Here is an 18,247-nt window from a genome sequence, read left to right as displayed (position 1 = left end):
CACTCCCATGAGGGGCTGGTGCCCGTACCCGCGCCGAGCGTCCTGGAACCACGGGTGCCGGACGACGCCACCTGGACGGCTACGGCCGTCGGCCGGCCTCGGTGAGCCCGACGGGCCTCGGTGCGGGGGGAGTCCGTTCAGGCAGAATGGGCCCATGCCGAATCGATCTGTTCTGGTCTACGACGGTGACTGTGCCTTCTGCACGACCTCGGTGAACTTCCTGGTGCGGCGGCTGCGCCCGAACTGCGCGGTCACACCGTGGCAGTTCGCGGACCTGGAGGATCTCGGCGTCACCCAGCGGCGGGCCGAGCACGAACTGCTGTATATCGCCCCTTCCGGCAGGGTGTACGGCGGTGCCCAGGCAGTGGCCAAGCTCTTGTTGAGCGCCGGCGGTGTCTGGGCCTGGCCGGGCGGCCTGCTCACCCTGCCGCCGGTGCGCTGGATCGCCCACGGTGTCTACCGGCTCGTCGCCACCAACCGCGACCGCCTGCCCGGCGGTTCGCCGGCCTGCGCATTGCCGGCGGACCGCAGGCCCGGCGCACGTCCCAGGGGCTGAGGACGACCGCGCACGGGAGACAGCGGGACCGCTCCGCTTCGTCCCCGCGCCTGTTCCTCCCTGTACGTGTCCCTCCCTGTACGGGAAAGTGTCCGTGCGCCGAAGATTTTCGAGCGGGCGCACAGAACTCCGCTCGGCTTTGATTCGCTGTAAACAGACAGCGCGGCGAATGTGTATTTCTTCTTGTGCTGCCCCTGGCTCCCCCCCCCCCGGGTTATCCGGTGATGCGCAAGGAATTGTCCGATGCACTCCGAGTGGTGATTTCTCGCTGGACGACCGGGGTCATGGCGAGCGCCAAGTCGTGTGCAATGAGAAGTGGTTGACCCTTTTCGTGGTAGAGTATTAATGAATTCACAGGACGCCGCGATAAAAGGGGAATGGCGTGAATACCGAGAAGGTTACGGCTCGACGTCTTACGGCCGAAGAGGTTTCAGGCTTGGGCCTCCAGGACGGCATCTTCGTCTCGGCAGGGATGGATGGCCTTCCTCTCGACTGCTACGCACCGGCTTTCCTTACGGAGCCGGGCAAGAATTTCGAGGGAGGGTCCTTCGCCGCGAGGACGGTCTTCGGCGAGGAGATCCACGTCCTCCCGGACAACGCTGAAGAGGGTGGGATCTGGATCGCCGACAAGGCGGGGGAGGAAATCGAGGTTCTCCAGAGTGCCGGCGTCCTCCTGAACCTCGCCCTCTTCGTGCCCAGCGGGAACATGGAATCCCTGGACTCGCTCTACTCCGCCGCGCGGGACGCGTTCGGTGCGGGGGTCGTTCAGCGCTGGAGCGAGGAAGTCGTCGCGGTGCCGGACGTCAAGGTCGACCTGTACGAGGAGCCGGCCCGGGGGCGGAAGAACACGAACAACCAGAACCGCGACCGCCGCGCCCTGGACATCTACCCGACCCGGGTGCGGTTCCTGGAGCCCAGCGAGGGCTGGAAGTTCATTGTCGAGCCGCACAAGGAGATCGTCGACGAGACGCCGACGATCTGACCTGACCTGATGGCAGGTTAGCTCGACCCTTCGCGGGAGCCCGTCAGCTTGCTGACGGGCTCTTCTCCGTCCGCGGGGGGTGTGCGACCCGGAGCGGCTGAGCGAAGGACCCCGCTTCGCGGCGCCTTTCCGGGGCCGTTGCGGCCCCTCGTCCGTCCCGGAGCCTCTGCGTTTGTCGCCGGTCCCCTGCGGGTTCGTCCGCGATCGGTAACAGGGGATCTTGTGGGGGCGTTCCTGTGTCTTCATAGGGGCACGGCATCGGCGGAGAAGGCAAAGGGGTGGGCGGACATGGCGAAGCACAAGGGAAGGGGATGGCACGGCCGGCTCCTCGCCGCGGCGCTCGGGGTGACGGCGGTGGCCGCTGCCACCTCGGTGTGGTCCGCGCAGGCCGACACCGTCGGAGGACGTCAGCCGGAAGCGGGTGTCTCGGCGCCGGATTCCCGGCAGGGCGGGCCCGTGGCCAAGGTGGCGGCGGACATCGCGCATGCCTCGGACCGCGGTGACCGGGGAGTCAACATCACCATCGACGACGGACCGGACCCGGTCTGGACGCCGCAGGTGCTGCGACTGCTGAAGGACAGTGACGTGAAGGCCACGTTCTGCATGGTGGGCACGCAGGCCCAGGCACACCCGGACCTCGTCAAGGACGTGGTGGCGGCCGGGCACCGGCTCTGCAACCACACGGTCTCGCACGACACCGCCATGGACACCAAGTCCGAGGCCTACCAGTCCCAGCAGATCCTGGATGCCGAACGGATGATCACCAAGGCATCCGGAGGCGTCCGGCCGCAGTACTACCGGGCCCCGGGCGGCGCCTTCACCCCGTTCAGCCGGCAGCTCGCCGCGTCCCGCGGGATGCGGCCGCTGGGCTGGAACGTCGACTCCAAGGACTTCGAGCGACCCGGTGTGGACACCATGGTCGCCACCGTCAAGAGGGAGATCTCCAACGGGCCGACCGTCCTCTTCCACGACGCCGGAGGGGACCGCTCCCAGACCTTGGCCGCTCTGCGCGAGGTCCTGCCCTGGCTGAGGGAGCAGGGGTACTCCTACGGGTTCCCCGTGCGCTGAACGAGGAACGCCCGTACCGCCATCACGCCCCGGACCTCCGCTGACGGCGGACCGGGGCGCGGACCGACAACACCGCCGCCCCCGTTACGTCCTGGTCGAGCCGGGCTGCGTCGTCGGGATCCGGTGGGTGAAGAACAGCGCGAGGAGAGCGCTGAGCGCGAGGATGGCGAGCGCGGCGCGCAGACCGTCGAGTCGCGCCTCCGCGTTCGCGTCGAGCGCCGCGTCGGTCACTGCCGCGCTCGCACCGGCGTCGTCGAGGGCGGTCCTGAGCTGAGTGTCCGACAGGAAGGGCGCACCGCCGCGCAGCTGGGTGCTCGCCCGGTCCTTCACCGCGGACGGGACCGCCGGGTTCTGCTCGACGCTGGTCAGGAACGACGTACTGAGCGTGGCGATCAGGATCGACCCGGCGAGTGCCGTGCCGATCGAGGCTCCGAGGTTGGTGACGGAGTTCTGTACGCCGCCGACCTCCGCGCTCTGCTCGTCCGGCACGGCGGACACGGTGACCGAGCCGAGCTGGGAGGCCAGGGCGCCCATGCCCAGCCCGATCAGCAGCAGCGGGACCATGACGGCCTCCGCGCCCGCGTCCGCGTCGAGCGCGGCCATCAGGACGACCGCCCCCGCGAGCATCGCGAGGATGCCGAGCCGTACGACCCGCCGCGGTGAGACGTCCGGGAGGAGACGCGGGATCAGGATCGCGGCGGCCAGCAGGGTCAGCGAGAGCGGCAGGATGCACGCCCCGGTCCTGAGCGCCGACAGGCCGAGCGCGACCGACAGATAGAGCGGTACGACGAAGAACACGCCCATCTGTACGAGGTACTGGAAGAAGAACATCGTCAGGCCGCCGGTGAGCTGCTTGTTCTCCAGCAGTGCCGGATTCACCAGCGGCTCCCTGCCCCGTCCGACGAGCCGGGCCTCCCAGCGGAGGAAGAACCAGATCAGGAACAGACCCGCGAGCATCAGCCACACGACCGGTGAGACCCCCAGCCAGGAGGGCGCGTCGGGCTTCGGCCGGAACCAGCCCCACTGGTCGGAGCGCAGGACACCGAACACGAAGATGCCGAGGCCGAGGGCGGACAGCACGGCCCCGACGACATCGATACGCGGACGCCTGTCGGGCGCCGCGTCGGCGGCCCGCCGGGCGAGCACCAGGATGCCGAGCACCAGTACCACCTCCCCGGCGAACACCCAGCGCCAGGAGAAGTACGTCGTGGCCACACCCCCGACGAGCGGCCCCACCGCGATGGCCGCGGCCCCGGCGGCGGCGACGAGTCCGTAGGCGGCGGGGCGGCGTTCCACGGCGAAGTTGCCGGCGACGAGCGCCACGATCGCGGGCAGGATCAACGCCGCCCCGATGCCCTCCAGCAGTGCCCAGCCGATCAGCAGCACCGGCAGGTTCGGGGCGAGCGCCGTGGTCAGCGACCCGCATCCGTAGATGACACAGCCGATCATGAACGCCCGCTTGCGCCCGATCAGGGCGCCGATCTTGCCACCGGGGATCATGAGCATCGCCATCACGAGGGTGTACGCCGTGATCGCGCCCTGGATCCCGGTGACGGTCGAGTCCACGTCCTCGGCCACCGTGGCGATCGACACGTTCATGACGGAGCTGTCGAGTGCCATCAGGAACTGCCCCGCCGCGAGTGTCAGCAGGACGATCCGCGCTGTCGACGAGCTTCCGTGCGAGTTGGCTGTGGGGGGCATGGGTGGATCGTCGCAACGTACATCGGCTGTCGGTCCGCGACCCGCCGTGGCGATCGGCCGGTTGGCGGGTGGTCCCTTCCGGAACCCGGTCGGCGCGCCCGTGCCGGGCACGGACGGGCGCGTGGTGCCGATCGTGTGCCGGGTGGAGGAGACCACCGAACGCGTCCGGTCCCGCGAAGGCCCCGACCGCACCCGTCACGCCGTGGCCCGCCGCTGCTCACCCAGGTTCGCCTCGTGTCCGATTTGACTCCTGTGCCGTTTCTGTCAGCGTTGTCAGTGCCGTATCCCGTCCATCCTGTGCGTTCTCCGGCGAAGCGACACCTGACCATCAGGGACCGTTCCGCTTCACGTGCGGCACCGGCGACGCGGTCGTGAACGACGCGAAACGCAGCAGTCGGCACGACTCGGCGCGCCGTCCGCTCCAGGGTGACATCGCCGACGGGGCGTTCAGTCGCGGCAAGGAGAAGATCCTGCACCGACCTCGGCCCGGCACAGGGGATCGCGCCATGCTCCGAAAAGTGCTCCCCGTGTCGTCCGGCAGCCATCGCCACCGCCCCGGGCGTCGGCGAGACCACCTCACGGAGCCGCAGCCATGACCGACAACCACCTCGACGGACGCGATGTGCGGCACCGCACCCCGCAGGAGCGGGCCGCGCTGGGCAAGGCCGTGCGGGCCGACGTACCCCGCTCCAGCCACGCCGAGTTCGCACCCGGATCAGGGCGGCCGGACCCATTGAAGATCATCGAGAAGCAGTCGGCGTCCCGGCTGCCCGATCTCGTGCCGGTCCGCTACGGCAGGATGTCCGAGTCACCGTTCCGGTTCTACCGGGGTGCGGCCGCCATCATGGCGTCCGATCTCGCGGGCACCCCGACGACGGGCCTGCGCACACAACTGTGCGGTGACGCGCACATGTTGAACTTCCGGCTGCTGGCCTCCCCCGAGCGCCGCCTGATGTTCGACATCAACGACTTCGACGAGACGTTGCCGGGCCCCTGGGAGTGGGACGTCAAGCGGCTGGCCGCCAGCCTCGTCATCGCGGGCCGGGCGAACGGCTTCAGCACCAAGGAGCGGGCCGCGATCGTACGGGCCACTGTGCGGTCGTACCGCGAGGGCATGAGGTCCTTCGCCGGAGTCGGCAACCTGGCTGTCTGGTACGCCCAGTTCGATGTGGACCGGGTGCAGGACCGCTTCGTGGCCGACCTGTCCGCGCGGGGCCGCGAGCGCTGGGCGCAGGCCGTGACCGAGGCACGTTCGCGCGACACCCTCCAGGTCTTCGGCAAACTCACCCATGTCGTCGACGGCCGGCGCCGCATCACCTCCGACCCTCCGCTCGTCACCCGTCTCGAAGACGTGCTGCCGGACGACCGGCGCGGTGCCGTGGAACAGGAGATCCGCACACTGATCGAGCGGTACGGCGAGACTCTCCAGTCCGACCGGCGGTTCCTGCTGGAGCAGTACCGGGTGGCCGACATGGCCCGCAAGGTCGTCGGGGTCGGCAGCGTGGGCACCCGTTGCTGGATCGTGCTCCTGCTCGGCAAGGACGAAGGCGATCCGCTGTTCCTCCAGGCCAAGGAGGCCGACGAGTCGGTGCTGGCGCCCCACGCGGGGGACAGCGTGTACCGGACGCAGGGCGAGCGGGTGGTCGCCGGACAGCGGCTGATGCAGGCCACCAGCGACATCTTCCTGGGATGGGAGCGCGTCGAGGGCATCGACGGCCGACGCAGGGACTTCTACGTACGGCAGTTGCGCGACTGGAAGTGGGTCGCCACCGCGGAGGACATGGTGCCCCGGGGCATGCGTACCTTCGGCGCACTGTGCGGCGCGACGCTGGCCCGTGCCCACGCGAGATCCGGCGATCGCATCGCCATCGCCGCCTATCTGGGCGGTGGAGACGCCTTCGACCGCGCGCTGGTGACCTTCGCCGAGCGCTACGCCGACCAGAACGAGCGTGACCATCGGAGACTCGTCGACGCCGTCCACGCCGGGCGGCTGTCCGCCACAGCGGTCTGAGGACCTCTGGGACCTTCGGGCGGCACGCCCTTCTTCCCGCTCCACGGCGTGAGCCACGCCGCTGGGGCGCCCGAAGCCCCTCGCAGTCCCAGGAAGTAGTCACAGGCGCAGGCCCGGCGGAGACAGGTGCTCCCGCGGCTACGCGCGCGGGCTGATCGCGCTGTCCTTGTCGTAGATGTTGTCCGGTGTGGCGACCGTGGTGATCGCTCGGGCGAGAAGGGTGGACGGCTCCTGGCCCTCGTACTGGATGTCCGTGTTGATCATGATGACCAGGGTGGCCCTCTTCGAGGGCAGATAGACCGTCACGGTCTCGTAGCCGGGGATCGAGCCGTTGTGCCCGGTCCATCCGTTGGTCCTGAAGATCCCGAGGCCGTAGCTGGTGCCCGGGAAGCCGGTGGGCAGCGTCTTGAGCCGCTGCCGCTGGGTCTCGGGGCTGAGCAGCTTCCCGGTGGCGACGATCGGGGCCCAGCGGCGCAGATCGTGGAGGTTCGAGATCATCGCTCCGGCCGCCCAGGCCCAGCTGGGGTTCCAGTACGTGGTGTCCGCGGTCCCACCGCTCAGCGTCTGGTCGGTGTAGCCGTGCGGGTGCGGCGCGGGGAACTCGGACCCCGTCGGGAACAGCGTGTGGTGCAGGTGGGCCGGGTCGAGCACGCGCTCGTGGATGAAGTCGGCGAGCCGGTGACCGCTGACCTTCTCGATCACCAGGCCGAGCAGGACGAGGTTGGAGTTGCAGTACTGGAACCGCGTCCCCGGCGCGAAGGTGTTCGGGTGCCTGAAGCCGTACGCGAGCGTTTCCCGCGGGGTGAAGGTGCGCTCCGGGTCGCTCAGCAGGTCGTGCGTGAAGTCGGGGTCCGAGGTGTACGGGAACAGGCCGCTGCGCATCTCGGCGAGGTGGCGCAGCGTGATCCGGTGACCGTTGGGCACGCCGCGGACGTAGTCGGAGATTGGGTCGTCCAGCCCGATCCGGCCGTCGTCCACGAGCTCCAGCAGCGCGGTGACGGTGAACGTCTTGGTCTCGCTGCCGATCCGCACGGAGGCGCCGGCGGACATCGGCCTGCCGGTGGCGGTGTCGGCCACGCCGGTCGCGCGGACGTAGCTTCCCACCCCCGGCATCCACAGTCCGACGACGACGCCGGGGATGCCCGCCTGCTCGCGGACCTCCTCGATGGTCCTGTCCAGCCGGGCGGCGAGCTCAGGGCCGAGACCGTCCGGCGTGGGGCCGGCCTTGTCGTGCCGGGCCGTCCCCGTGGCGGGGGCGGCCGTGGCGGGGGCGGCCGTGGCGGGAATCGCGGCCATCGGCGCCAGTACGGAGGCCGCGAGCAGCACCGCGGCGACCAGACGGCGGGAGGGAGTACGTCGCATGGGGGCGCCTCTTCCGGGAAGGGGGCGGACGGCCCGCCTCCGGGAGAGAGCACGGACGGCAGAACATCACCATCCGGACCCGTGACTCAGGCCCCCTTGACGTCCGCGCGCCAAGGAGTCCACTCGTTCGGAGCCACCCGGGCCACCTGCGCGCCCGTACGTCGGCGGGGTGGCCTCGGCGACGTACTCCCGGATCACCACCACTCCTGGCCGCCGCCCCGGAACCACCCCGTCATGGACCCGCCCCTTAGGCTGCTGCCGTTGGCCGAGGCAGCACATGTGGGGGAGCAGGCCGATGGATGAGGTGACGGATGTCTTCCAACCGCTTCAGGCGGCCGACCCGCCCGTGGTGGCGGGTTACCGGCTCGCGGCCCGGCTGGGGGCGGGTGGCATGGGACGGGTCTACCTCTCGCACACCCAGGGCGGACGGCCCGTGGCGATCAAGGTCGTGCGGCCGGAGCTGGCGGACGACCCGGACTTCCGGCGGCGGTTCGGCCGGGAGATCAGGGCGGCCCAGCGGGTCCGGGGGGCGTACACCGCCGAGTTGATCGATGCCGACGCGGATGGCGTACCCCCCTGGCTGGCCACGTTGTACGTACCCGGGCCGTCCCTGGCGGAGGCCGTGGCCCGGCGCGGTCCGCTGTCGGTGACCGCCGTGCTGTGGCTGATGGCGGGGATGGCCGAGGCGTTGCAGGCCATCCATGCCGAGGGCATCGTGCACCGGGACCTCAAGCCGTCGAACGTGCTGCTCGCCGCCGACGGGCCGCGTGTGATCGACTTCGGGATCGCCCTGGCCGCCGACGGAACCTCGTACACAGCGACGGGGCAAATGATCGGCACGCCCACGTACATGGCCCCGGAGCAGGCGTCCGGGGAAGAGGCCACCGCGGCGACCGATGTCTTCGCCCTTGCCCAGACGGCGGCGTTCGCGGCGCTGGGCAGGCCGCTGTACGGCGATGGCCAAGGTGTCAACGTGCTGTACAGGATTGTGCACTCCAGACCCGAACTGTCCCTGCTGCCCGAACCGTTGCGTCCGCTGTTCGCCCGTTGCCTGGCCGCCGACCCGGCTGACCGGGCCACTCCGGCAGAGGTCGTGGAGTGGTGCCGGCAGCGGCTGGGCGCGGACGCCGACGGGGGCGGGGCACCGGCCGTGTGGCGGGAGATCAGCGGGCCGGACGTCGTGGTTCCGCCACCGGTGCCCGATCCCACCCCGGTGCAGCCGCAGCCGCTGATCGGGTACCCGCAACCGCCTGCCGGTTCGCGGCGGCCGACGCGGGCGGAGGGGAAGGGGCGCAGGCGGCGCACCGCGCGGATCATGGTCGTCGGTGCGGTGGGGGGCGTGCTGCTGCTCACGGCCCTGGCCTGGCGGGTCATGGACGCGCAGAGCCGGGGCGATCACCGGGACTCCGCCGGACCGTCGGCGTCCGCCGCGGGACCGGCGGCCGCACGGTCGTCGGATTCCGCGCGGGGATCCTCCTCGGAGTCCTCGGACCCGGCCGACTCCTCGGACCCGGCGGCTTCGGGCGCCGGTGAACCTCCGGCGGGGACGCCCCGGGAGCCGCGACCCGAGCCGTACCCCCTGGTCATGCTGGACGCGAAGAACTCGGTGAACCTCAAGGACCCGGAAGCGGAGGCGAAGGGCCGCACGGGGGACATCCGTTTCGGCTGTGAGTCGGCCGGTTGCCGACTGGAGAGCGACACAAGCGTGTTCCTCCAGCTGTACGGCAAGCCGGGCGGCACCCTCGACGAGTGCCGTCGGATGCTCAAGGACGGAAAGAGCCACCGCCTCCCACTCGCCGGCGCGGCGAACGGCAGCGAGATCTGCATCAAGGGCCCCTCGGGGGACATCGCGCTGTTCGTGATCACGACGAAGTCGACCGCGATGCCGGACATCGCCTTCCTCCAGGGCGCCCTGACGATCTGGCGGGGAGCGGCCTAACCGCTCGGTCGACCGAGCGGTGCCCGCTTCACGACCGAGCCCCGGGACAACGGCCCGGGGCTTTGGTCGTGGAGCGGGTGACGAGAGCCGAACTCGCGCTCCGAGCGCGGGAATCACTCGCCGCTCACGCGCGCATATGCCACTCGACCAGGGCGAACGGGCCGGTGCCGCCCAGGTCCACGTGAGGTGTCGGCACTGGCTCCGACCCGCTCTTCGCCGGTCGCCGCCGGCTCGTTGTGGCGTGGCCGCAGCCGGTGCGGTCCGCGAACCGCCGCCCGGCCGGTGCCGTGGAGATCAGGCTCCGTACCGGCCGCGTCCGCTTCGTTGCGTGTCGCGTGCTGGGGCGCCTCATGTCCCCGGATGGCTGAGGGTGCGCATGAACTGTTCCGCGAGCTGTTCGGTGTCGATGCCGTCCGCGCCGCGCCCGGACAGGATGTGGAAGAAGGGCGGGCCGATCAGGAGGGCGGTCGCCTGTTCGAGCGAGAGGGCGGTGCCGCTCGACTTCCGCGCCGCCTCCACGACCTGTGCGGCGCTTTCTCCGAGGATGTCGCGGGAAGCGAGCAGCGCGGCGACGTCCGCGTCGTGCTGGGCTTCCCCCAGGAGCGCGCGGTAGGCCGCGCCCGCGTGGGAGCGGGACAAGAAGGTGACGAGGGCGTCGAGATACGCCTTGAGGTCCTTGCGGGGGTCGTCGCTGCCGGACACGGACAGTTCGTGCTGGGCATCGATGGCGCTGGCCTCATAGAGGACCTCCGCCTTGTTCGACCACCAGCGGTACACGGTCTGACGGCCCACGCCCGCCCGCTCGGCGATGCCCTTCATGGTCAGGGCCGCGTACCCGACTTCCACCAGAAGGTCGTCGACGGCGTGCAGCACTGCGACGCGTGCGCTTTCACTGCGGGGCCGTCCGCGACCACTTCCATCCACCATGTCGCCACTGTATACGAGGCACGGTGTCTCGTATGTGTTACCTTTACGGTGCACGGTGACTCGTAAAAGGATGTCCGGCCTTCCCCCGCCCTGTCCCGGGAGGCATGCCGGGTGGTGTCCCACCGTGCTTCGTGTACGGCAATCCAGAAGGAATCGAGAGCGATGGCCTACCTACCGGAGGGCGCTCCGCGCCCGGCACAGCGGTCCGGCCCGGTGCTCGCCTGCGTGAGTGTGTGCACTGCCCTGGTCGTCGGATTCGTCGCGGCGATCAACCTGGCAGTGCCGCAACTGGCCGCGAGTCCGCTTCGGCCGACCTCGTCGAACCTGCTGTGGATCGTCGACGCCTATGTCGTGATCTTCGCCTGCCTGGTCATCCCCGCCGGTGCGGCCGGCGACAAGCTCGGCCGCAAGGGCGTCCTCATGGCGGGGCTTGGCATATTCGCGTGCGGCGCCGTTGTGTCGGCGATGGCGCCGAACGTGCCGATCATGCTGATCGGGCGCGCCATCACGGGTCTCGGCGCCGCGTGCGTCCTGCCCAACTGCGTCGGTGTCCTCCTCCACGCCACTGCTCCCGAGCGGCGCCCTCACGCGCTGGCCGTCTGGGCGGCGGCCACCGGTATCGGCGGCGTCGTCGGCAACGTCGGAGGCGGCGCGGTGCTCAGCGCGGGCTCCTGGCGCGCGTTGTTCGCGACGGTCGCCCTCATCGCGGCCTGCTGCCTGGCGTGGGTGGCACGGTCCGTGCCGCGCAGCGCTCGGCTCGACCGCACCCTCGACCTGCCGGGCACGCTGCTGTTCGTGGCAGCCTTCGTGGCACTGCTGACCGGAATCATCGAAGGGCCCGAACAGGGCTGGGGCAGCCCGGTCGTCCTCACCGCCTTCGCCTGCGGCATTCTGCTGAGCCTGTGCTGGGTCCGTGTCGAGCTGCGCGTCCCCCATCCCATGCTCGACCCGCGGCTGTTCCGCAGCCCGGCACTCAGCAGCGCCGCCCTCGGCATGACCATCACCTTCTTCGGAAGCTTCGGGCTCTTCTACGTCAACGCCTCACTCCTGCAGTACGGGCGAGGCTTCTCCGTCCTGGAGGCAGGGATCGGGATCATCCCGCTGACCCTCCCGCTCCTGGTGGGCACCCGCTACGTCCCCGGGCTCATCCGCCGCTTCGGTATCCCCGCGACGCTCTCCGCGGCCTTCGCGCTCACCAGCGGCGGCCTGCTCGGACTCTCGTACGCCTCGACCATGGCCTACCCCGTGTACGCGGCCGGTCTGTTCGTCATCGGGCTCGGCATCATGCTGGCCGCGCCCTGTCTGACCACGCAGATCGCTTCCGCCCTGCCCGTGGAGAGGGCGGGTATCGCCGGAGGTCTGCAGTCCGCGACCCGCGAACTGGGCAGCGCCCTGGGTGTGGCTGTCGTCGGCACCATCCTCACCGCCGGGTTCACCCACCAGCTGGCCGCCGGGCCGACCCGGCCCACGCCGCTCCCGCGAACGGTGCAGGAAGCGCTCGCGTCGGCACCGGCCGACCACACCGCCGTCACCGAAGCGTTCACCCATGGCGCCAACACCGCGCTGCGCGCAGCGGCCCTCGTCGTGCTCCTGGCCGGAGCCCTGGTCGTCGTCGGCTCCCGCCGCGCCCACCGGAGCCCCGCGGTAGCGGAGGGCCTCACGCCGGCTGACTCGGCGTCGGCGCCGTGATCAGGGCACTCCCACCCATCTCCGCCATTCTCATGACCCTTTCAGGGCAAAGGAGGACACGCTGATGACCGCGTCCGCACGGGCGGCGCCCCGGTGCGGCGAGGCGGGATCATCCAGGTCCCCGCGGACGACGCCCGCCTCCTTGGCCGCGACGAATCCGTCGCACCAGGGGACGCCGGAGCCCATTTCGGCTTCGTCGGCAGCTTCTTCGCCCCCGCCATGACCGCGTCCGACCATGCGACCAGGCAGCTTCTCGCCTGGGAGCCCAGCGGGCCGTCCCCGCTCGTGGACATTGACGCAGGTGCCTGCACGGGCTGACGACACGGCCCGGCGCGGGCACGGGAGGACGGTCTGTCAGGTCCGCCCTCCCGTGACACCCATCCACCCATCGCACCGACCCCAGGAGCCCAGTACCGTGCCCACGCATCCCTGCACCCTCGCGGAACCACGTGTCTCCGCCGCCCTGACCCGCATGTTCGAAGCCGCCGCCCGTGACGATGAGACCGCGGCACGTCTGTGGGGCGTTCAGCCCTGGGACCGGGAGTCGCTCACGGCGCAGGAACATGCCGACGCAGCGCAGGAGATCTACATGCCGGTCTCCGCCGACGGCGGCAGACTCCTCTACAACCTCATCCGCGCCGTCAAGCCGGCCGTCGTCGTCGAGTTCGGTACCTCGTACGGCATCTCCACCCTGCACCTGGCCGCTGCCGTTCGCGACAACGGCACAGGCCAGGTCATCACCACGGAGATGAGCCGGACCAAGGCGGCCTGTGCCCGTGACACCTTCGCCGCCACCGGCCTCGACGACGTGATCACCGTGCTGGAGGGGAACGCTCTACAGACACTCGCCGCACTGCGGCAGCCGGTCGACTTCCTGTTCCTGGACGGGTGGAAGGACCTCTGCCTGCCCGTCCTGCAGCTCCTTGAGCCACGCATCGCCCCCGGCACCCTTGTCGTCGCCGACGACGTGGACCTCCCCAGCCTCGGCCCCTACCTCGACCACGTCCACGACACCGCCAACGGCTACCACAGCGTCACGTTCCCCGTTGAGGACGGCCTCGAAATCAGCTGCCGCCTCTGATCAAGCCATGCCCCTCCGGCCGACCTCGGCGGCCGGTTTCCGCCGCCGCCGGTCCGCCGCCGTCCGCCGCCGCCGTCGTCGTCTGCCGCCGTCGTCGTCCGCCCGTTGCGGCCGATGCGCTTTTCCGGGCCCCGGCCGGACGGGCGGATCAGCGCAGTCCGGCGAAAAGGTCGTTCTCGGGCACGGCCGCGCCGGTGGTGTCCTTGACACGGGTGAAGGTCTCCATGCCCATCAACTCGCCGAACCTCTCCTTGCCCATCTTGAGGAAGAAGATGTTCTCGCCCTGACTGGCGTGCGCGGCCAGCGCATCGAACTTCTGACCGCTGAAGGCGGTGGTGTCCACCCACGTGCTGATCTCGTCGTCGGGGAGGCCGATCTCGGCCATCGCGGCGACCTCGGCAGGGTCCGGCTCCGGCATGTCCTCCTGAAACTCGCGCATGGTCTCCCCGAACCGCTGCATCGTCGAGTGGGGCATCGTCGTCCAGTACACCTTCGGTGTCAGCGCGGTCATCTCCAGGGCCGCCATCGTGATGCGGTGGGCCTGGATGTGGTCGGGGTGACCGTAGAAGCCGTTCTCGTCGTAGGTGACAACCACATCGGGCCGGTAGTGCCGCATGAGTTCCGCAAGCCGGGCGGCGCCCTCCGCCACGGGGGTCTGCCAGAAGGATCCGGGGGCGTCGTTGCTCGGCCAGCCGGTCATCCCGGAGTCGGCGTAGTCCAGCATCTCCAGATCGCTGACCTTCAGGACGTCACAGCTCGCCTTGAGCTCTTGACGGCGCATCGAGGCGACGGCCGCCGGATCGTGCCCGGGATCGCCCGGCTTGGCACCCCCCGTTCCGTCACCGCACCCGCCGTCGGTACAGGTCACGAGGACCGTGCGGATGCCTTCCGCCGCGTACCGCGCGAGGACCCCTCCGGTGCTGGTCGCCTCGTCGTCGGGGTGGGCGTGTACTGCCATGAGCGTCAAGGGCCGGTCAGTCATGGAACAGTCCTTCTGTAGAAATACGTCTTGGTCCGAGTACGCGGCGGGGCCGCCGCGATCCTGGAGCCCGGTTCCCGGCGGGGCCGACGACCGTGTGGTCTCCGTGTTCCCCGCCCGTGCGGGGCCGGGCCCCCCGGTCGATGCAACCGTGCCGACCGGACCGGCTGTTCCCGGCGAGGCCGCCCGGCTTTCCGGGCGCCATGCGGTACCGGCGTTAAGATCCCGGGATCCGGCATCGGGCCGGTCATCGCCGCCCACCGGCCCGAGCCCCCGCTCCCTGGCCAAGCACGCTGGAGTATGCACGAGCCGGCCCGGGCTTCTGTCCTCGGCACTGACGGCCGGGACCGCATGCTCCGGGTGGGGACGTCGGGCCGGGGCTGCCCTCGATCGGCGAGCCAGGACTCTGATCGCTGGGGCCGGGCGGGCGAGCGGAGAGCCGTGACCGTCCAGGACCGGTTTCGACGACTCAGGCCAGGCCTGCCCGCAGGGCGCGGCGCACGGCGTCGGCGCGGTCCTTGATGTCCGCCTTGGCGAAGAGGTTGTTGATGTGCGTCTTCACCGTGGCCTCGCTGATGAAGAGCTTCTCGGCGATGGCGCGGTTCGGCAGGCCCTGGCCGATCAGGGTGAGGACCTCGCGCTCGCGCGGGGTGATGTCGTCGGGCAGCGGCTGTCCGGGGGCCGGGGGCTTGGTGCGGACCGTCTCCAGGAGGCGGTTCTGGACTTCGCGGTCGAGGACGGACTGCCCGGCGGCGGCGGCGCGGATGGCGCGGGTGATGTCCTGGCGTCCCGCGTTCTTGGTGAGATAGCCGCTGGCGCCGGCGCTCAGCGCGGCCAGGATGGAGTCGTCGTCGGCGAACGTGGTCAGGATGACCACGGCGACCTCGGGGTGCTCCTCGGTGAGCCGCCGGGTCGCCTCGGTGCCGTCCATCACCGGCATCCGCAGGTCCATCAGGACCACGTCGACCGGGCCCGCGGCGACCGCGGCGAGTACTTCGGTGCCGTCGGCGGCCGAGGCGACGACGTCGATGTCCTCGGCCAGCCCGAGGACCGCGGCCAGCGGCTCCCGTACGGCAGCCTGGTCGTCGGCGACGATCACACGCAGCCGCTGGGGATTCTGCGTCGGTTCACTCATCCCGGTATCACTGCCTCCACTTGCCAGCCGCCTTCGTCCGGTCCTTCGGTGACCGGGCCCGCAGTGATCGTGCCACCCAGCAGGGCGACCCGTTCCCGCATGCCGATCAGCCCCATTCCGCTGCCGACGCCCGCACGCACCGCACGGGTCGCCGCGCTGTTACGGATTCTCAGTGTCGTCGATGCGGCATCGAACGTCAGCTCCACGTGGACCTCGCCGCCGGGCGCGTGCCGGACGGCGTTGGTCAGCGATTCCTGTGCGATCCGCAGCAGATTCTGCGTGACCTGGGACGGTACGTCGCGCGCGGTGCCGGTGAGGGTGAGGGCGTCGTGGTGGCCGGACGAGTCGAGCATCGCGGTCAGGCTGCCCACCAGCGGCAGGGAGTCCTCACGGAGCGCGTGCACGGTCCACTGGGCCTGCTTCAGGCTCTCCTTGACCATGCTGTGCGCCTTCTGGTTCGCCTCACGGACCTTCTCCAGATCTCCGGTTTCGATCAGGGCGTCCGCCAGTTCCAGCTGCATGTTGATGCCCGCGAGGGAGTGGGCCAGGACGTCGTGCACATCGCGGGCGATCCGTCCCCGCTCGGTGAGGACGGCGGCCTGGGCCTCGGCGCGGGCAGCCCGCTCGGCGGACTCCGCGGCCTCGATCACCGCCTGGACGGCGCGCCGGCGGCTGCGGTTGATGATGCCGAGGACGACCGGGGCGCCGGTGGCCAGACCGATCGCCCAGGGCAGCAGGTGGTGGCCGGGGCCGATGCGGAAGTACAGGACTCCGCCGCACAGCAGACCGCAGAACGCCGCGAGGGCCAGGGCCGGCTTGGGCTGTAGCCGGTATCCGGCGTGGCCGACGATGAAGAACGCGAAGAGGTAGCTCGATCCGCTACGGCTGACGGCGATCAGGGCGGCCGCGGCGACGATGCCGAGGGTCAGCCAGACCGGGGCGACGCGGGGCGGGACCCTGTGCTCGGGCAGGTGCCGGGCGAGGAGGGCGAGCGAGTTGACGACGATGAGCGCGGCGACCACGAGTCCCCGGCCGCCGAGACCGATCGGCCGCACCGTGATGAACGCGGAGGCGATGACGCAGAGGGTCAGGACCCAGCCCACGCGAGGATCGTGACCTGTGAAGGGCAGGGGGCCGGACGCCCGGTCCGGGGCCGAGCCCGTATCGGGCGCGCTCTGCTCCGTAGGGGTGCTCTGCTTCTCCGGGACGCTCTGTGCTTCGGGCACGGCGTGACCATAGTCCACGGTCAGGCCGCGCGGTCGAGAGAGGGCGCCGGGTGCGTCGCTGCGATCGTCCGCGCCTGCCCGCCGTTCACCATCCGGCTCCGGACAAAGATCGTCGCGAGTCGCGTGACGACCTCGGTGAGTGCCATCAGGACGAAGGCCGCGACCCAGGCCTGGTCGCTGGTGATGTGGTGGGCGATGCTGAACCGCGCGACGTTGTCGGCGCCGCCGTGCGAGACCCAGAACTGGAAGCCCATGCGGGCGCCCATGCCGAGCACCCAAAGGATGGCGGAGACCGCGCCGGCCTTGATCAGCAGGTGCTCGCCCACAACCCGGATGCGGGTGTAGACGCCGCCCGCGATGCCGAGCGCCGCGCCGACGGCCATGAGCACGCCGATCAGCACCAGGTCGTTGCCCGCGGTGGGCACGCTGTCGAGGTACGTGTGGGCCACGAAGGCCACGATCCCCAGCGGGATCAGGAAGGTCTTGAGGTCGAGACGGCCTTCCCGCAGTTGCCGGAAGACGATCAGGACGAGGGCGATGTCGGTGATCCACTCGGTCGTTGTCATGCCCTCAAGACTGCTGGCCCAGGGCCTCTCGCACCTGGACCCACGGGTGGAACGACGGGTGGAGATCGCCGTCCCACACTCATCCACCCCCCTGTCCCGGCACCGCCAACCGGGCCTGAGCCGCGCCGGCTGATCTACCAGCACTCCACCAAGGAGCACCAGGGCCGGCTCGCGGATGACATCGACGCCGATGTCCGACACCGGCACGCGCGAGTGGAGCGGCGCTCGCACGGCAATGCGCTCACCGGATCGAGGTGGGTGCGGCGAGGGCGGGGCCCCTCGGTCAAGACATTCCGCGCAGCGTTGTGCCACCGCACGCTGGGTAAAGTGCAGCGCCACGAGCGGAAGTGATCACGCCTGATCAGGGAGAGAAACCTACTGTGTGGGATGACCTCGTTGCCCGGTACGCGTGGGCTGATGCGGACGAACTGGAGACGTACACGTTCTCCGTGATCTCGGGGAAAACCGAAAACGAAGTGATCCGAGCGTTCGGCGGCGATCCGGCAGTGTGTCGCACGATGACCTTTGCCGAGGCTGCCGACGAGCAGGCGCGTCACCTCTACGAGGAGTACGCGCTACTGCGCGTCGTCACCGTTGACAAGCACGTCATCGCCATCGAGTCGGGCTACCACGGCAGCATTCCGGAGATCTCCAGGCGGGCCTCGTCGGACGGGGGTGAGTTCTTCAGCGTCTTGAGGACGGTCAATGCTCGGTACCAAGTCATGCACGCGCTCGACGGGCGGGTGGACGGCATGTTCGACCCCTTCGAACTCGAAGACGCCGCTTGGATGGAACCTGAACCCGAGGTTCCCGCATGGGCGGACGGCGTCGCCTTCCACATGGGCACCTTGTGCGCCGAGTCCTTTGCACTGATGGAACACGTGATGGGCATACCGGTCGATCCAGCATGGACGGACGCAGCGCTCCGTACCGTGCTTCTCGCCTCCCCGGACACGCTCTTCAGCGACCCGGAGGCGGCCTGGGTCCCCTGACCGCCGACGCAGACGGAGACCGCGTGTGCTGCG

The 18,247-nt window shown here is 70.2% G+C and carries 15 protein-coding genes; 8 read left to right on the top strand and 7 right to left on the bottom strand.

The features are described 5' to 3' along the window. Window positions 1-154 precede the first annotated feature (154 nt). The 3 genes from OG251_RS18795 to OG251_RS18785 all read left to right on the top strand — a co-directional run bounded on the left by OG251_RS18795 (window position 155) and on the right by OG251_RS18785 (window position 2,606). Window positions 155-556, top strand: a complete 402-nt coding sequence (locus tag OG251_RS18795; RefSeq protein WP_326678286.1) for a thiol-disulfide oxidoreductase DCC family protein — start codon at window positions 155-157, stop codon at window positions 554-556. Between the two features lie 382 nt (window positions 557-938). Further along, window positions 939-1,538: a hypothetical protein gene (locus OG251_RS18790; RefSeq protein ID WP_326678285.1), complete on the top strand. Its 600-nt coding sequence runs from the start codon at window positions 939-941 to the stop codon at window positions 1,536-1,538. Between the two features lie 288 nt (window positions 1,539-1,826). After that, window positions 1,827-2,606, top strand: a complete 780-nt coding sequence (locus tag OG251_RS18785; RefSeq protein WP_326678284.1) for a polysaccharide deacetylase family protein — start codon at window positions 1,827-1,829, stop codon at window positions 2,604-2,606. 84 nt (window positions 2,607-2,690) lie between these two features. Here the strand turns inward: OG251_RS18785 and OG251_RS18780 are convergent, their stop codons facing one another. After that, complete coding sequence (locus OG251_RS18780) at window positions 2,691-4,307, bottom strand: MFS transporter (RefSeq protein ID WP_326678282.1); 1,617 nt, start codon at window positions 4,305-4,307, stop codon at window positions 2,691-2,693. A 592-nt stretch (window positions 4,308-4,899) separates the two neighbouring features. Between OG251_RS18780 and OG251_RS18775 the strand changes: the two genes are divergently transcribed. Further along, window positions 4,900-6,318: a DUF2252 domain-containing protein gene (locus tag OG251_RS18775; protein WP_326678281.1), complete on the top strand. Its 1,419-nt coding sequence runs from the start codon at window positions 4,900-4,902 to the stop codon at window positions 6,316-6,318. A gap of 138 nt (window positions 6,319-6,456) precedes the next feature. Here OG251_RS18775 and OG251_RS18770 read toward each other — a convergent pair whose 3' ends face one another. Further along, complete coding sequence (locus tag OG251_RS18770) at window positions 6,457-7,680, bottom strand: serine hydrolase domain-containing protein (protein WP_326678280.1); 1,224 nt, start codon at window positions 7,678-7,680, stop codon at window positions 6,457-6,459. Between the two features lie 295 nt (window positions 7,681-7,975). Here OG251_RS18770 and OG251_RS18765 point away from each other — a divergent pair, with 295 nt between their 5' ends. Next, window positions 7,976-9,619 carry a serine/threonine-protein kinase gene (locus OG251_RS18765; RefSeq protein ID WP_326678279.1) on the top strand — a complete coding sequence of 548 codons (1,644 nt, stop codon included), beginning with the start codon at window positions 7,976-7,978 and terminating at the stop codon, window positions 9,617-9,619. A 348-nt stretch (window positions 9,620-9,967) separates the two neighbouring features. Here OG251_RS18765 and OG251_RS18760 read toward each other — a convergent pair whose 3' ends face one another. Further along, window positions 9,968-10,546: a TetR/AcrR family transcriptional regulator gene (locus OG251_RS18760; protein WP_326678278.1), complete on the bottom strand. Its 579-nt coding sequence runs from the start codon at window positions 10,544-10,546 to the stop codon at window positions 9,968-9,970. 162 nt (window positions 10,547-10,708) lie between these two features. Between OG251_RS18760 and OG251_RS18755 the strand changes: the two genes are divergently transcribed. Continuing rightward, window positions 10,709-12,235, top strand: coding sequence for an MFS transporter (locus OG251_RS18755; RefSeq protein ID WP_326678277.1), 1,527 nt, complete (start codon window positions 10,709-10,711; stop codon window positions 12,233-12,235). Between the two features lie 415 nt (window positions 12,236-12,650). Continuing rightward, window positions 12,651-13,316, top strand: coding sequence for an O-methyltransferase (locus OG251_RS18750; RefSeq protein WP_326678276.1), 666 nt, complete (start codon window positions 12,651-12,653; stop codon window positions 13,314-13,316). A 148-nt stretch (window positions 13,317-13,464) separates the two neighbouring features. Here OG251_RS18750 and OG251_RS18745 read toward each other — a convergent pair whose 3' ends face one another. The 4 genes from OG251_RS18745 to OG251_RS18730 all read right to left on the bottom strand — a co-directional run bounded on the left by OG251_RS18745 (window position 13,465) and on the right by OG251_RS18730 (window position 17,222). Continuing rightward, window positions 13,465-14,298: a PIG-L family deacetylase gene (locus tag OG251_RS18745; RefSeq protein WP_326678275.1), complete on the bottom strand. Its 834-nt coding sequence runs from the start codon at window positions 14,296-14,298 to the stop codon at window positions 13,465-13,467. 466 nt (window positions 14,299-14,764) lie between these two features. Beyond that, on the bottom strand, window positions 14,765-15,430 hold the full coding sequence (locus tag OG251_RS18740) for a response regulator transcription factor (RefSeq protein ID WP_326678274.1): 666 nt from the start codon (window positions 15,428-15,430) through the stop codon (window positions 14,765-14,767). Beyond that, window positions 15,427-16,533, bottom strand: coding sequence for a sensor histidine kinase (locus OG251_RS18735; protein WP_326681312.1), 1,107 nt, complete (start codon window positions 16,531-16,533; stop codon window positions 15,427-15,429). The genes OG251_RS18740 and OG251_RS18735 overlap by 4 nt, the downstream gene beginning before the upstream one ends. A 143-nt stretch (window positions 16,534-16,676) precedes the next feature. After that, window positions 16,677-17,222, bottom strand: coding sequence for a hypothetical protein (locus OG251_RS18730; RefSeq protein ID WP_326678273.1), 546 nt, complete (start codon window positions 17,220-17,222; stop codon window positions 16,677-16,679). A 347-nt stretch (window positions 17,223-17,569) separates the two neighbouring features. On the opposite strand from OG251_RS18730, the gene OG251_RS18725 reads away from it, so the two are divergent. Then, window positions 17,570-18,214, top strand: a complete 645-nt coding sequence (locus tag OG251_RS18725; protein WP_326678272.1) for a DUF6461 domain-containing protein — start codon at window positions 17,570-17,572, stop codon at window positions 18,212-18,214. Window positions 18,215-18,247 lie beyond the last annotated feature (33 nt).

Source organism: Streptomyces sp. NBC_01237 (genome assembly GCF_035917275.1).
In the GTDB taxonomy this organism is placed as follows: Bacteria; Actinomycetota; Actinomycetes; order Streptomycetales; family Streptomycetaceae; genus Streptomyces.
Note: the sequence above shows the minus strand (reverse complement) of the source record. Positions and strands in the feature narration are given on the sequence as shown.